At 72.5% G+C, this 14,824-nt stretch carries 9 protein-coding genes and 1 pseudogene; 6 read left to right on the top strand and 4 right to left on the bottom strand.

The window, feature by feature from the left end; translation table 11 throughout:
* The first annotated feature begins 5 nt into the window (after positions 1-5).
* Entirely contained in the window at positions 6-3,257 is a 3,252-nt protein-coding gene (locus KUM39_RS04815) for an AfsR/SARP family transcriptional regulator (RefSeq protein ID WP_217784113.1), read from the top strand.
* A 97-nt stretch (positions 3,258-3,354) separates the two neighbouring features.
* On the opposite strand, the gene KUM39_RS04810 is transcribed toward KUM39_RS04815, so the two are convergent.
* From KUM39_RS04810 to panB, 3 genes are all read right to left on the bottom strand, one after another.
* A complete protein-coding gene (locus KUM39_RS04810; protein ID WP_217784112.1) occupies positions 3,355-4,212 on the bottom strand; it encodes an ABC transporter permease in 858 nt (285 codons plus the stop codon).
* Positions 4,209-5,237, bottom strand: coding sequence for an ATP-binding cassette domain-containing protein (locus KUM39_RS04805; protein WP_217784111.1), 1,029 nt, complete (start codon positions 5,235-5,237; stop codon positions 4,209-4,211). Before KUM39_RS04805 ends, KUM39_RS04810 begins: the two co-directional genes overlap by 4 nt.
* 231 nt (positions 5,238-5,468) lie before the next feature.
* On the bottom strand, positions 5,469-6,350 hold the full coding sequence (panB, locus tag KUM39_RS04800; RefSeq protein WP_217784110.1) for a 3-methyl-2-oxobutanoate hydroxymethyltransferase: 882 nt from the start codon (positions 6,348-6,350) through the stop codon (positions 5,469-5,471).
* A gap of 266 nt (positions 6,351-6,616) precedes the next feature.
* On the opposite strand from panB, the gene KUM39_RS04795 reads away from it, so the two are divergent.
* The 5 genes and pseudogenes from KUM39_RS04795 to KUM39_RS04775 all read left to right on the top strand — a co-directional run bounded on the left by KUM39_RS04795 (position 6,617) and on the right by KUM39_RS04775 (position 12,868).
* Positions 6,617-8,206: an MFS transporter gene (locus tag KUM39_RS04795; RefSeq protein ID WP_217784109.1), complete on the top strand. Its 1,590-nt coding sequence runs from the start codon at positions 6,617-6,619 to the stop codon at positions 8,204-8,206.
* A 101-nt stretch (positions 8,207-8,307) separates the two neighbouring features.
* Positions 8,308-9,009 carry a TetR/AcrR family transcriptional regulator gene (locus KUM39_RS04790; protein WP_308288037.1) on the top strand — a complete coding sequence of 234 codons (702 nt, stop codon included), beginning with the start codon at positions 8,308-8,310 and terminating at the stop codon, positions 9,007-9,009.
* A gap of 512 nt (positions 9,010-9,521) precedes the next feature.
* A pseudogene (locus tag KUM39_RS04785) lies at positions 9,522-10,470 on the top strand (endonuclease/exonuclease/phosphatase family protein).
* A 189-nt stretch (positions 10,471-10,659) separates the two neighbouring features.
* Positions 10,660-11,871, top strand: coding sequence for an MFS transporter (locus tag KUM39_RS04780; protein ID WP_217784107.1), 1,212 nt, complete (start codon positions 10,660-10,662; stop codon positions 11,869-11,871).
* Between the two features lie 166 nt (positions 11,872-12,037).
* Positions 12,038-12,868, top strand: a complete 831-nt coding sequence (locus KUM39_RS04775; RefSeq protein ID WP_217784106.1) for an SDR family NAD(P)-dependent oxidoreductase — start codon at positions 12,038-12,040, stop codon at positions 12,866-12,868.
* Between the two features lie 244 nt (positions 12,869-13,112).
* On the opposite strand, the gene KUM39_RS04770 is transcribed toward KUM39_RS04775, so the two are convergent.
* Positions 13,113-14,717, bottom strand: a complete 1,605-nt coding sequence (locus KUM39_RS04770) for a fatty acyl-CoA synthetase (protein WP_217784105.1) — start codon at positions 14,715-14,717, stop codon at positions 13,113-13,115.
* Between the last annotated feature and the right edge of the window lie 107 nt (positions 14,718-14,824).

Raw genomic sequence — 14,824 nt, 5'->3', positions numbered from 1 at the left:
GGCGGGTGCGTTATCGGATACTCGGGTCCACGCAGGTTCTCCGCCCCGACGGCAGTGCCGTCCCGCTCGGCGGGGCGCGGCTGCGCGCCCTGCTGTGCGTGCTCGCGCTCCGGGCGGGACGGACGGTGCCCGCCGGGGTGCTGGTGGACGAGGTGTGGGGGGACGAGCCGCCCGCCGACGCGGCGGGCGCGCTCCAGGCGCTGATCGGGCGGCTGCGGCGGGCGCTCGGCGCGGACGCCGTCGCCTCCGACGGCGGGGGGTACCGGCTCGCCGCCGGACCCGACGACGTCGATCTCACCCGGTTCGACCGGCTCACCGGCGAGGGCCTGGCCGCGCTCGCCGACGGCGACCCCGCGAAGGCCGCCGCCGTGCTGGACGACGCGCTCGGGCTGTGGCGCGGACCCGCGCTCGCGGACCTGCCGGACCGGGCCGCCGAGGAGGTCCGCTGGGAGACCCGGCGGCTGGACGCGCTGCGCGGCAGACACACCGCCGCGCTGGCGCTCGGCCGGGCCGAGGAGACGCTGCCCGAACTGGCCGCGCTGTGCGATCTGCACCCGCTGGACGAGACCCTCCAGGCGCTCCGGCTGCGCGCGCTGCGGGACGCCGGACGTCCGGCCCGCGCGCTCGCCGCCTACGACGAGGTACGACGGCTGCTCGCGGACCGGCTCGGTTCCGACCCGGGGCCCGAACTGCGCTCCCTGCACGCGGAGTTGCTGGACGGGCAGCAGCAGGAGCGGACGCCCGCCGGGCGCGGGGCGCCGCGCGGCAACCTGCCCGCCCGGCTCACCTCGTTCGTCGGCCGGGAGAGCGACATCGCCGCGATCGGCGCCGACCTGGCCACCGCCCGCCTGGTCACCCTGCTCGGCCCCGGCGGCGCGGGCAAGACCCGCCTCTCCCAGGAAGCCGCCGAAGCCGTGCGGGACACCGTCCGCGACGGTGTCTGGCTGGCCGAACTCGCGCCCGTGGACGACCCGGACGCGGTACCGCAGGCCGTGCTCACCGCGATCGGCGCCCGCGAGACCGTGCTGCACGGCGCGGGTGCCGAGGCGATGCGCTCGGTCGCGGAGCCGCACGACCCGCTGGACCGGCTGGTGGACCACTGCGCCCGCCGCCGCATGCTGATCGTCCTCGACAACTGCGAGCACGTCGTCGGCGCCGCCGCCCGCCTCGCCGAACACCTGCTGGCCCGCTGCCCCGAGGTCACCGTCCTCGCCACCAGCCGCGAACCCCTGGGCGTGCCGGGGGAGTTGGTCCGACCGGTGGAGCCGCTGCCCGAGCCGGTCGCGCTCCGGCTGCTCGCCGAGCGCGGCGCCGCCGCCCGGCCCGGCTTCCGCACCGGGGACGACCCGGAATCCTGCGCGGAGATCTGCCGCCGCCTCGACGGACTCCCGCTCGCCATCGAACTCGCCGCCGCCCGGCTGCGGATGCTCACCCCGCGCCAGATCGCGGACCGCCTCGACGACCGTTTCCGCCTCCTCACCTCCGGCAGCCGCACCGTGCTGCCCCGCCAGCAGACCCTGCGCGCCGTCGTGGACTGGTCCTGGGACCTGCTCGACGCGGGCGAACGGGACGTGCTGTCCCGGCTGTCGGTGTTCGCGGGCGGCTGCGACCTCGCCGCCGCCGAGGCCGTCTGCGGCCCGCTCGCCCTGGACGCGCTCGGCTCCCTGGTGGACAAGTCCCTCGTGGTGGCCGCCCCTTCGGCCGACGGCACCATGCGCTACCGGCTGCTGGAGACCGTCACCGAGTACGCCGCCGAACGCCTCGACGAACGCGGCGACCGTACCGGCGCCGCCCGCGACCACTTGACGTACTACCGCGAACTCGCCCGCACCACCGACCCGTTGCTGCGTGGATCCCGGCAGCGCGAGGCCATCGGACGGTTTCAGTCGGAGTACGAGAACCTGCGCACCGCGCTCCGCCACGCGGTCGCCGTCCGCGACGAGCAGGAGGCGCTCAGCCTGGTGCTCTCGCTGGTCTGGTACTGGCAGATGCGCGACCTGCGCATCGAGGCCCGCGTCTGGTGCGAGGAGGTCATGGCACTCGGCCCGGACCCCTTCGGCGAACCGGTCCGCCCCGCCCTGCCGGTCTGGCAGCGCTGCACCGACACCCCGCCCCCGCTGGACGGCGAACTCCTCAACGAGGCCCGGCGCGGCCTCCACCTCGCCCATCTGGCCTGCATGGACACCGCGATCGACGCCTGGGACACCGTCGAGGCGCAGGCCAAGCTCCGGGTCATCGCCCAGGTCTACGAGCCCGGGCAGCCGCAGACCTGCCGGGCACCCGGCCTGCTCTGGTTCTTCGCGGTCATCCTCACCGACGGCCCCGACCGCGTTCGCGCCATCCTCGACGCCACCGTCCGCACCAGCCGCGAAACCCCCGGTTTCGAATGGGAGTTGGCCGGTGTCCTCCAGATGCGGGCCAATCTGCTCGCCAACCAGACCGCGTGGAGCGGCGACGCGGGCCGGGACGCGGAGGAGGCCCTGGAGATCTTCACCCGGCTCGGCGACGAGTGGGGCACCGCCGAGGCACTGGCCGCGCGCGGCGAGGCCCTCGAACGCACCGGCGCCTACCGGGGCGCCGCCGACGACTACCGGGCCGCCATCGCCCGCGCCGAACACCTCGGCGCCCGCGCCCAGGTGGCCGTGCTCACCGCCCGGCTCGGCAGCGTCCTGATGGACGCGGGCGAACTCGACCGGGGCGAACGGATGCTGCTGGACGTCCTCGCGGACCAGGACGGCGCCCACAACGAGGCGATGCCCGCCGCCCGGCTCTTCCTCGCCGCCTGGTACGGCCTGTTCGACCGCACCGCCGAGGCCCGCGAGCAACTCCGGCTGCTGCGGCGGGACTTCAAGATCTCCCACTTCATCGTGTTCGACGCGGTGATCCTCACCCAGGAAGCCTGGCTGGACGCGGTGGAGGGCCGCACCGGGGAGTCGCTGGAGAAACTGCGGCGGGCGTTCGGCATGGCGTCCACACCGCTCACCGGGACGGTCATCCCCCAACTCCCCTCGCTGGCACTCACCATCGGCGCGATGGCCCTGACCGGCATCGGCCCCGACCGGGCCGCCGACGCGGCCCGCTGCATCGGCGCCGCCGACGCGCTGCTGCCCCAGGGCCACTTCGCCTCCAGCACCGAACGCCGGTTGCGCGACCGCACCGAGACCCGCGTCCGCGAACTGCTCGACGGCACCGGCTACGACGCGGCGTACACCGAGGGCGCCGCCCTCACCTTCGAGGCGGCCTCCGCCCTGGTGTGACACACCCCGGCGGCCCGCACACGAGGGTGTGCGGGCCGCCGGGGAAAGAGGCCGTGCGCGACGGGGCCGGATCAGTGACCGGAGCGGCGGAGCAACGTCACGTCTTCGTACGGAACTTGTGGATGGCGACCGGGCCCATCACCGCCGTGATCGCCACCGACCAGATCACCGTCACCCACAGGTCGTGCGCCACCGGGCCGCCGATCATCAGACCGCGTGCCGCGTCGGCCAGCGTGGAGAGCGGGTTGTAGTCGGTGAACGCCTGGAGCCAGCCCGGCATCGACTGGGTCGGCGCGAAGATGGACGAGCCGAACTGGAGCGGGAACAGCACCAGGAAGCCCATCGCCTGCACCGACTGCGCGTTCTTCATGATCACGCCCAGCACCAGGAACACCCACATGATCGACGACGCGAACAGCGCCGACAGCCCCACGGTGGCGATGAGCCCGGTCCAGTTGTCGATGTGGAAACCGACCAGCACCGCGACGATCATCAGCACCACGGTGGCGAACAGCATGCGCGCCAGCTCGACGGTGATCTTGGCGAACAGCACCGAGCCGCGCCCGATCGGCAGCGAGCGGAACCGGTCCATCACCCCGCTGTTGAAGTCCTGGCTGAACCCGGTGCCGACCGCCTGCGACAGCGTCATGCTCATCATCGCCAGCATGCCGGGGATGACGTACTGCACGTACCGCTCCTGGCCGCCGCCCAGCGCCTGGCCGATCGAGCCGCCGAAGACGTACACGAACAGCAGGGTGAACACGATCGGCATCAGAAGGGCGTCGAACATCGACTCCGGGTCCTGGCGGATCCACAGCAGATTGCGGCGGACCAGCGCGCCGGTGTGCCGCACGTGCGAGCGCAGCGGGATACGGGCGTCCGGCGCCGAGCCCGGACGGGCCACGGCGGTCGCGGCGGCCGGGGCGGGGGCGGTGGCGGTGGGGGCGGCGCTCATACGGCGACCTCCTCGGGAACGTCGGCGGGCACGGCCTCCTGCGGCGCACTGGCACGGTGGCCGGTGAGCGACAGGAACACCTCGTCCAGGCTGGGCAGTTCGGTGGTGATGGCGGAGATCGTGATGCCGCGCGCGGTCACCGCGCCCACCACGGCGGTCAGTTGCTCGTCGCTGAGCACCGGCACCAGCAGGGTCCCGGTCCGGTCGTCCACCGTGGTGGTGGCCAGCCCGGTGATGCCCAGCTCGTCCAACATGTCCGCCAGCGGGCGCAGTTGGAGCGGATCGACGGGGCGGACCCGGAGCGTGCGCCCGCCGACCTTCGCCTTCAGCTCCTCGATCCGGCCGCCCGCGACGACCTTCCCCCGGTCCACCACGGTCAGCTCGGACGCCAACTGCTCGGCCTCCTCCATGTACTGGGTGGTCAGCAGCACGGTGACCCCCTCACCGACCATCGCCTTGACCTCGTCCCACACCTCGTTGCGGGTGCGCGGGTCCAGGCCGGTGGTCGGCTCGTCCAGGAACAGCACCTGCGGGCGGCCGATCATGGAAGCGGCCAGGTCCAGCCGCCGCCGCATACCGCCCGAGTAGGTGCTCGCCGGGCGCCGGGCCGCCTCGGTCAGCGAGAACCGCTCCAGCAGCTCGTCCGCACGGGTGCGGGCGTCCTTGCGGGACAGGTCCAGCAGCCGCCCGATCATGTACAGGTTCTCCCAGCCCGGCAGCTTCTCGTCCACCGAGGCGTACTGCCCGGTCAGGCCGATCACCCGGCGGAGCTGACGGGGCTGGCTGAGCACGTCGTACCCGGCCACGTGGGCCCGCCCGGAGTCCGGGGTGATCAGCGTGGACAGGATGCGCACCAGGGTGGTCTTGCCCGCGCCGTTCGGGCCGAGCACCCCCATCACGGTGCCCTCGCGCACGTCCAGGTCCACGCCGTCCAGTGCCTTGGTCTCGCCGTAGTGCTTGACCAGCCCCCGCACGGTCACGGCGGCGGAGGCGCCGCCCACGGGGTCGTCGTCGATTCGCGTCATGCAGCACACAGTGCCAGGCCCCACCGACAGACCACCGACAGGCCGCCGACAGCGGCTCGTACGACCGCTGTCCGGCTGTCGGGCGGCTGTCGGTCCGCCCGTGGCGCGAGGGACGCCGGGACGTGGACCGGCCCGCCGACAGGGGGAAGATCGGCGGGCCGGTGGGTGGTGCCACAGTGGCTCGGGCGGGGGACGGACCGGGCCTGCGGCCGTCCCCCTCACGTACGGGTCCTAGTGGACGGAGTGCTCCTCCGACGGGAACGTCCCGCCGACGACGTCCTGGGCGAAGTCCCGCACCGCGTCGGTCATGACCGTGCGCAGATCCGCGTACTTCTTGACGAACTTCGGCACCCGGCCCGGCGTCAGACCCAGCGCGTCCGTCCACACCAGGACCTGCGCGTCGGTCTCCGCGCCCGCGCCGATGCCGACGGTCGGGATGTGCAGCGTCCGCGTCACCTCGGCGGCCAGCTCGGCCGGGACCAGCTCCAGGACGACCGCGAACGCGCCCGCGTCCTGGACGGCCTTGGCGTCCCGCAGCATCTGCTGCGCGGCCTCCTCGCCCCGGCCCTGTACGCGGTAGCCCATCGCGTTGACGGACTGCGGGGTCAGGCCGATGTGCGCCATCACCGGGATGCCGGACTCCACCAGCAGCCGGATCTGCTCGTGCGAGCGCTCGCCGCCCTCCAGCTTCACCGCGCCCGCCCCGGCCTCCTTGACCAGCCGGGTCGCGGAGCGCAGCGCCTGCACGGGACCCTCCTGGTACGACCCGAAGGGCAGGTCGGCGACGATCAGCGAGCGCTTGGTGCCACGCACCACGGCGGACGCCAGCATCGTCATCTCGTCCAGGGTGACGGGCACCGTCGTGTCGTACCCGAGGTGGCAGTTGCCCGCCGAGTCGCCGACCAGGATCACCGGGATGCCGGCCTCGTCGAAGACGGACGCGGTCATCGCGTCGTAGGCGGTGAGCATCGGCCACTTCTCGCCGCGCTCCTTGGCGAGGCCGATGTCGCGGACGGTGACGCGGCGGTTGGTCTTGCCCCCGTACAGCGCCCTGTTGGCGTCGGAGGCGGTGGTGGTGCTCTGCGCGTTCTGGGCAGCGGAAAGCTGCGTCATGACACGGCTCCTCACGTCATCTCGAGGCGCCCTCACGGCGTCCCCGGACCGAGTACATGGTGGCACTTCGTGCCACGGAGGGCCAGAGGGGGCGCGGAGGGGGCCGGGGGAGGGGCCAGGGAGGGGCCAGGGAGAGGCCAGGGGAGACGCGGAGGGGGCCGGAGGGGAGCGAGGGAGGGGCCGGGGAGGGGGGTCGGCGTAAGGGCTTGGTAAAGAAAATCCGATACGAGACGGTTCCGTATCGGAAAGGATCTACGCTCTGCCCCATGACTAGTCCCGTCCCTGCCTCCCGAATACCCGAGGCAGTCCACAGGCGCCGCTGGGCGATCCTCGGCGTCCTGATGCTGAGCCTGCTCATCGTGGTGCTCGACAACTCGATCCTGAACGTCGCCATCAAGACGATCTCGACCCCGGCGCCCACCGGCCTGGGCGCCACGCAGAGCGAGATCGAGTGGGCGATCAACTCGTACACCCTGGTCTTCGCGGGCCTGCTGTTCACCTCCGGGCTCATCGGTGACCGGCTGGGCCGCAAGAAGGTCCTGCTCGGCGGTCTCGCGGTGTTCGGCATCGGCTCCGCGCTCGCCGCCGAGTCCGGTTCCCCGAACCAGCTCATCGCCTACCGCGCGCTGATGGCCCTCGGTGCCGCGTTCGTCATGCCCGCCACGCTCGCCGTGCTGATGAACGTCTTCGAGCGCGAGGAGCAGCCCAAGGCGATCGGCATCTGGGCGGGCGGCGTCGGCCTCGGCATCGCCATCGGCCCGATCACCGGCGGCCTGCTGCTGGACCACTTCTGGTGGGGCTCGGTCTTCCTCATCAACGTGCCGATCGTGGTCCTCGCGCTGGTGCTGATGGTCTGGCTCGTCCCGGACTCCCGCGACTCCAGGCCCGGCCGTCTCGACCCGGTCGGCGTGGTGCTCTCCGTCGTCGGACTGGTCCTGCTGGTCTACGGCATCATCAAGGGCGGCGAGCTGGCCGACTTCACCGACCCGAAGGTGCTGGCCACCGTCGGCGCCGGGGTCGTCGTCCTCATCGCGTTCGTTCTGTTCGAGAAGCGCAGCGACCACCCGTCGCTGGACGTCAGGTACTTCAGGAACAGGGTGTTCTCGGCCGCGATGGCCGCCATCGCGCTGGTCTTCTTCGCGCTGATGGGCGTCACCTTCTTCTCCGTCTTCTACACGCAGAGCGTGCGCGGCTACTCCCCGCTGGAGTCCGGCCTGCTGATGCTCCCGCTGGCCGCCGCGCAGATGATCTTCGCGCCGCGTGCCCGGCTGGTCGTCGAGCGGTTCGGCAACCGGGCCGTCACCACGTTCGGCTTGGTGCTGATGGCGGCCATGCTCGGGCTGTTCGCCACCTTCGAGACGGACACCCCGATCTGGCTGCTGGAGATCATTTTCTTCCTGATGGGCACCGGCATGGCGCACATCATGACGCCCACCTCGGTCGTCATCATGCAGGCGCTGCCCCGCGAGAAGGCCGGTTCCGCCTCCGCGCTGAGCAACACCTTCCGCCAGGTCGGCGGCGCCCTCGGCATCGCCGTACTCGGCTCGGTGCTCTCCACCGCCTACCGCAACGGCATCGAGGACAAGCTCGGCGCCCTCCCGGCCGGGCTGCGCGGTGTCGCCGGTGAGTCCATCGAGGCCACCCTCGGCGTCGCGGAGAAGCTCGGTCCGCGCGGCCAGGCCCTGATCACCCCGGCCAACGACGCGTTCCTGCACGCCATGCACGTCACCGCCCTGTGCGGTACGGGCGTGGCGCTGGTCGGCGCCGTCGTCACCGCGCTGTTCCTACCGGGCAGGCAGACGGCGGGCGGCGGACCGGAGAAGCGGGAGGCCGAGCTGGTGTCCGCCGCCGAGTGACGGCGGGTTCACCCGAAGGAGGGTCCGGCCAGGGGAGTCCGGGAGGGGGGAGGAGGGGTGCTGCGGGACAATTCCCGCAGCGCAGCGAAAGGACGGAACACGTGAGTCTTGCCGACGCAGACGCCGACGCCACCCCCCGTACCCGGCCGGGGCCCGCTCGGGCCGACGGGGCCGGGCGGGCCGAGGGTTCCGCGCGGCCCGAGGGTCCCGCTCGGGGCCGCCCCCGCAGCGAGGCGGTGGAGCACGCCATCGTGGAGGGCGTGATGAAGCTCCTGGAGGACGGCGTACCCCTCGCCGATGTCTCCATCGAGCGCGTCGCCCGCACGGCCGGTGTCGGCAAGGCCACGATCTACCGCCGCTGGAGCGGCAAGGAGGAACTGTTCGTCGAGGTCATGCGGGCCGCCGAACCCGACGACCTCCGCCTCCCCGGCACCTCCGTACGGGACGACCTCGTCGCCCTGCTGGAGAACCTCCGCAGGCGCGGGCTCGCCAGCCGCTCCTCCGCGCTGCTGCACAACGTGTACGTCCAGATGAAGTGCAGCCCCAAGGTCTGGTCGGCGTACCACGAGAACGTTGTCGCCCCGCGCCGCGCCCTCGGCCTCGCCGTCCTGCGCCGGGGCCAGGCGAGCGGCGAGATCCGCGCCGACATCGACCCCTCCCTCGCGCTCGACATGTTCGTCGGCCCCATGCTGGTCCGCTCGGTCCTGGAACGCGACGCGGATCTCCCCGAGGGGCTGTCGGAGCGGATCGTGGACAACGTGCTGACGGGGCTGGCGCCGACGGGGCGTGCGGGGGAGTCGTAGGACAGGTGCGACATGTGCGGGCACCACATGGGTGGGCCGCACACGGGGCCTCCGCACATGGGTGAGCCGCACATGTGGGCTTCGTACATGTGCGCTTCGCACATAGGTGGGCCGCACACAGGCCGTTCGCACATGGGTGGGCCGCACACAGGCGAGCCGCGCACCGCCAAGTCGTCGTCCACCGGCGGGAGACCCACAGCCCCCGCACAGGTTCGCGGCGCCGCTGATGTGCGGGTTTCGTCACAGAAGTCGCCGCCGGGCCGTTCACCGGAACCCGAGCCCCCGCCCTGATCGTCATCGAGTTCCGTACGGCCGTCATGGGACGGCGGGATCGGAGCCGGTCATCCCCTAGGGTCCTTCTGAAGGAACACGGGGGGCGACGGTGTGCACGGCGGGCAGTGAGGCGGCGGTATGGCGCAGCAGGCGTACATGACGGAGACGGACAACGACGGCTCGGGTCCCGAGCGGCGCGGCTCCCGGCTCCGACGCCTGCTCCACCGGCTGTCCGACGGCTGGCGCGGCGACCGGCGGGTGTGGCGGCGGGGCATCGTCCTCGCCGTACTCGCCCTGCTGTGCGCGCTGGTGATGGTGGCGCACTCGCGCATCCCGAACCGGGTCGGCAACCTCGGCAGCCTCACCGAGACGTTCCTGCCGTGGCTGGGTCTGGCCGTCCCGGTGCTGCTGGTGCTCGCGCTGGTCCGGCGGTCCGCGACCGCGCTGATCGCGGTGCTGGTCCCGGCCGTCGTCTGGGTGAACCTGTTCGGCGGGCTGGTCACCGACAAGTCGGGCACCGGCGGGGACCTGATGGTGGCCACCCACAACGTGAACGCGGGGAACGCCGACCCGGCCGGTACCGCCCGCGAAGTCGCCGCCTCCGGCGCCCAGTTGCTCGCCCTGGAGGAGGTGCCCGCCGGTGAGGTGTCGGTGTACGACGACGCGTTGGCGCCGGAGTACAAGTACCACGCGGTGGTGGGCACGGTCGGCCTGTGGAGCAAGTACCCGATGCAGGACGTGCGTTCGGTGGACATCAAGCTCGGCTGGAAGCGGGCCATGCGCGCGACCGTGACCACACCCGAGGGGCCGGTCGCGGTGTACGTCGCCCACATGCCCTCGGTACGGGTGAAGGTGGAGGCCGGGTTCACCGCCCGGCAGCGGGACATCAGCGCGGACGCGCTGGGCGAGGCCATCGCGGACGAGCCGCTGAAGCGGGTCATCCTGCTCGGTGACCTCAACGGTACGATGAACGACCGTTCGCTGAACGCGGTCACCTCCCAGCTCCGCTCCACGCAGGGCGCGGCGGGCAGCGGGTTCGGCTTCAGCTGGCCGGCGGCGTTCCCGATGGCGCGGATCGACCAGATCATGGTGCGGGGCGTGGAGCCGGAAAGCTCCTGGACGCTACCGCGCACGGGCAGCGACCACCTTCCGGTGGCGGCCCGTGTGCAACTGGACACGCCCTCGTAACCCGCGGGAATACCGGGCCTGAGAGAATTTGTTCAGCGACTGAACATACAGTTCACCGGACACCCACGGACCGTGTCGGCCGGACATCGGTGCACATTCGCGCACCGGCGCACATCCGTGCACCGGCGGACGCCCGCACACCGGCGGACGTCCGCACACCTCTCTCCCCGGAAAGGCACAGGCTCCTCCATGCCCCTGGCCCTGCTCGCGCTGGCCGTCGGCGCGTTCGGCATCGGCACGACCGAGTTCGCGATGATGGGAATCCTGCCCAACGTCGCGGGCGACCTGCACGTCTCGATCCCCGTCGCCGGACACCTCGTCTCCGCCTACGCGCTCGGTGTCGTCATCGGCGCCCCGCTGCTGGCCGCCCTCACCGCCCGGCTGCCGCGCCGTACGGTCCTGGTCGGCCTGATGGTGCTGTTCGTCGTCGGCAACGCGCTCTCCGCGCTCGCCCCCGGCTACGAGACGCTGCTCGCCGCCCGCTTCCTCAGCGGGCTGCCGCACGGGGCGTTCTTCGGCGTCGGAGCGGTGGTCGCCACCGGCATGGTCCCGCCCGAGCGCAAGGCCCGCTCGGTCTCCCTGATGTTCATGGGCCTCACCGTCGCCAACATCGCGGGTGTCCCCGTCGCCACCCTCGTCGGCCAGCACCTCGGCTGGCGGGCCACCTTCCTCGGCGTCAGTGTGATCGGCCTCGCGGCCGTCGCCTCCCTGGTGCTGCTGGTCCCGCGCGACCGGGGCCACGCCCCCGCCGTCGGCCTGCGCGGCGAACTCGCCGCCCTGCGCACCCTGCCGGTCTGGCTCGCCCTCGGTACGACGGTCGCGGGCTTCGGCGCCCTCTTCGCGGCGTACAGCTACGTCACCCCGATGCTGACGGACGCCGCCGGGTTCTCGGAGTCCAGCGTGACCCTGATCCTGGCCCTCTTCGGTGTCGGCGCCACCGCGGGCAACCTCCTCGGCGGGCGCCTGGCCGACCACTCCATGCGCGGCACCCTGTTCGGCGGCCTCGCCGCCCTGGTGGCGGTCCTGCTGCTGTTCCCGCTCCTGATGCGGGCAGAATGGTCGGCGGCCGTGGCGGTCACCCTGCTCGGCATGGCGGCGTTCGTGGCGGGCTGCCCCCTCCAGCTCATGGTCATGGAGAAGGCGGTCGCCGCCCCCTCCCTCGCCTCCTCCGCCAACCAGGCCGCCTTCAACCTGGCGAACGCGGGCGGCGCCTGGATCGGCGGCCTGGCCCTGGCGGCGGGCTTCGGCGTGACCTCCCCGGCGGTGACGGGGGCCTGCCTCGCCGTCCTGGGGCTCGGCGTCGCGGCGGTCGCCCGTGTGGTGGACGGACAGCGTGCCTCGGTGGGACGTGTGGTGTCGGCACATGTGCCCGAGGACGCTGTGGCCACACTCCCGCGCTGAGCCGTGGCGTACTCCGGTCCGGCAGCTCCTCCCGCGACCGGTCCGTGTCTCCACGTGCCCCGGGGCCCGGTGCCCCTTGGTCGCGCACCTGCCCTGGAGTACAGTCGATTGAAACAGTTGATCGGTACAGGCTGTGCGCGAACCAACCCGCGAACGGAGTACCACCATGCAGGACTTCGCAGGGAGAACGGCTTTCGTCACCGGTGCGGCACAGGGGATCGGGCTCGGCATCGCCCGCGCTCTGGCCCGGCGCGGGGTGAACGTCGCGCTCACCGACGTGGACGAGGGGGCCTTGGCCGAGGCGGTCACGTCGCTGGCGGCCGAGCCCGGCGACGTGCGCGCCCACGTCCTCGACGTACGCGACCGCGACGCCTTCCGACGGGTGGCGGACGAGACCGAGAAGGAACTCGGCCCGGTCTCGCTGCTGTTCAACAACGCCGGTCTCGGCACGCGTGTCGCCGCGGACGCGATGTCCTACGAGTCCTGGGACTTCGTGATGGGCGTCAACCTGGGCGGCGTCATCAACGGTCTCCAGACGTTCCTGCCGAGGATGCTGGAGCGGGGCGCCACCGGGCACATAGTCAACACCTCCTCGGCCGCCGGACTCGTTCCGGAGGGTGGCGGCTACCTCTACCACGGCTCCAAGTTCGCCCTGGTCGGCATGTCCGAGTCGCTGCGTGAGGAGTTGGCTCCGCGCGGCATCGGGGTCACGGTGCTGTGCCCGTCCGCCGTCGCCACGGGGATCGTCAACAACTCCGCCTCGCTCGTCGCCCGGGAGAGCGGCGAGGAGGCGCCGGAGATGGCCGAATGGCGTGACGCCATGCGCGCGTTGGTCTCCAGCGGCATCTCGCCGGACGAGGTGGGGGAGATCGTCATGGCGGGGATCGAGACCGACCGCGCGCCCTGGATCTTCACCGACGACATGATCAAGCCGATGGTGGAGGCCCGCATGACCGCGCTTCTGGACGCGCTCGCCCCTGTCGGCCCCGTGTCCTGAACTCGCTCCCGGCCCCCGGGTACGCGCCCCCTCTCCGTCCCCGCCCTCCGGCGGCGCCGCACACCCCGCCCGCCCGGGACCACCGGGCGGGCGGAGTGTGCGGGACGCGGGACGGGGCCGTACCCACCCGGGGCGCCCGACGGTCCGGGCCCGCCCGGATACGCGGCCGGGCCCGGACCGGGCCCTCCGGGACGCTTCCCGGACCGGGCCCTCCGGGACAGGTGCCTCCCCGGCCCGCGTGCCCTCACCCGAGGCGTGTCTCCCCGCCGAATCCGTCCGTCCCGTCGGCGAGTCGGTCGGTGAGCAGGTCGCGCAGTTCGCGCTTGAGGATCTTCCCGGCGGCGTTCTTCGGGAGTGCGTCGAGCACCACGACCCGCTTGGGACGCTTGTGGCCCGGCAGGTGCCCGGCCGCGAAATCGGTCAGCGCCCGCGCGTCGAACCGTCCGGCAGCCGCCCGTGCGGGCACCACGGCGGCGACGACCGCCTCGATCCAGTACCGATGCGGCACCCCCACCACCGCCACCTCCCCGACATCGGCATGTTGGTAGAGGACCTCCTCGACCTCCCGCGACGCGACCAGGACACCCCCGGTGTTGACCACGTCCTTGATGCGGTCCACGACCGTCAGGTATCCGTGCTCGTCCATGACCGCCAGGTCACCCGAGTGGAACCAGCCGCCCCGGAACGCCTCCTGTGTCTCCTCCGGCATGTCCCAGTAGCCCGAGCACAGTTGGGGCGAGCGGTAGACGACCTCCCCGGCCGTGCCGGGCGGGACGTCCACCATGTTCCGGTCCACCACGCGAGCCTCCACGAACATCACGCTCCGCCCGACCGAGGCGGGCCGCTCCGCGTGCTCCTCGGGGCGCAGCACCGTGGCGAGCGGGCCGATCTCGGACTGTCCGAAGCAGTTGTAGAACCCGGTCGAGGGAAGCAGCACGCGGAGTTCCTCCAGCACCGGCGTCGGCATGATCGAGGCGCCGTAGTACGCCTTGCCCAGGGTGTCGAGGCCGCCCGCACCGGACCGGAGCCGCTGAAGGACCGCCACCCACAGCGTGGGCGGCAGGAACAGCGAGGTCACGCGCTCCTGCCGGACCCGTGCCGCTATCTCGTCCAGGTCCGGTGCGGACAGCAGGTGATTGGTCGCACCGGCCGCCAGGGAGGGCACGAGGAAGACGTGCATCTGGGCCGAGTGGTAGAGCGGCAGCGCGTGCAGGGCGACGTCGTCGCCGGTCAGATCCAGGGCGAGGGTGCTGGAGACGTACTCGTGCAGCAGCGCGCGGTGGGTCAGCATCGCCCCCTTCGGCAGCGACGTGGTGCCGGACGTGTAGAGGATCTGCGCGAGACGGCCGCCATCGACTCCGGTCTCCTCGTGCACCGCCGCGCTCCCGTCGGCCGCCCACGCCAGGACGTCGGGAGCGCCGTCGCCGCCCAGGATCGAGCCGCGCAGCACGGCGCCCGGCGGGTCCGGCAGGGCGTCCACCTCCGGTGACAGCTCCGGGTCCGTGAAGATCGCCGCCGGGGACGACTGGGTCAGCAGATGGCGGAGTTCCGCGCCGCGCGCCCCGTGGTTGACCGGCACGTGGACCAGTCCGGCCCGCGCGCAGCCCAGGAAGAGCAGCAGGTAGGCGTCCGAGTTCCGGCCGAAGACGGCCACCCGGTCGCCCGGTCGCAGCCCGGCTCCGAGCAGCCCCGCCGCCACGCGGCCCACGGCGGTGTCCAGCTCCGCGTACGACCACGAGCGCCCGGCGAAGGTCAGCGCCGTGCGGGACGGATGGCGGCGGGCCGAGCGGGTGAGGAGTCCGCCGATGGTGCTCGGGTGCGCGGGAACGTCGGGCAGCGGTCGCGTCATGGAGGCCTCCTCGTCACCACGGGCAGTACCGTCATGGTTGACCAATCAGGTATTTGAAACAAGTGATTGACACGAGATGGACCCAAATCTACGGTGAAAGCGCCTCC

Origin of the sequence: Streptomyces corallincola (genome assembly GCF_019104725.1) — a bacterium.
Lineage (GTDB): Bacteria > Actinomycetota > Actinomycetes > Streptomycetales > Streptomycetaceae > Streptomyces > Streptomyces corallincola.
The sequence above is the reverse complement of the archived record's forward strand: the minus strand, read 5'-3'. Positions and strand labels throughout refer to the sequence as shown.

What these genes read in the sequence shown, in the direction of transcription:
- KUM39_RS04810 (WP_217784112.1), bottom strand. Translation starts at nt 4,212, where the DNA reads ATGAGCGCCGCCCCCACCGCCACCGCCCCCGCCCCGGCCGCCGCGACC.
- KUM39_RS04805 (WP_217784111.1), bottom strand. Translation starts at nt 5,237, where the DNA reads ATGACGCGAATCGACGACGACCCCGTGGGCGGCGCCTCCGCCGCCGTG.
- panB (WP_217784110.1), bottom strand. Translation starts at nt 6,350, where the DNA reads ATGACGCAGCTTTCCGCTGCCCAGAACGCGCAGAGCACCACCACCGCC.
- KUM39_RS04795 (WP_217784109.1), top strand. Translation starts at nt 6,617, where the DNA reads ATGACTAGTCCCGTCCCTGCCTCCCGAATACCCGAGGCAGTCCACAGG.
- KUM39_RS04780 (WP_217784107.1), top strand. Translation starts at nt 10,660, where the DNA reads ATGCCCCTGGCCCTGCTCGCGCTGGCCGTCGGCGCGTTCGGCATCGGC.
- KUM39_RS04775 (WP_217784106.1), top strand. Translation starts at nt 12,038, where the DNA reads ATGCAGGACTTCGCAGGGAGAACGGCTTTCGTCACCGGTGCGGCACAG.
- KUM39_RS04770 (WP_217784105.1), bottom strand. Translation starts at nt 14,717, where the DNA reads ATGACGCGACCGCTGCCCGACGTTCCCGCGCACCCGAGCACCATCGGC.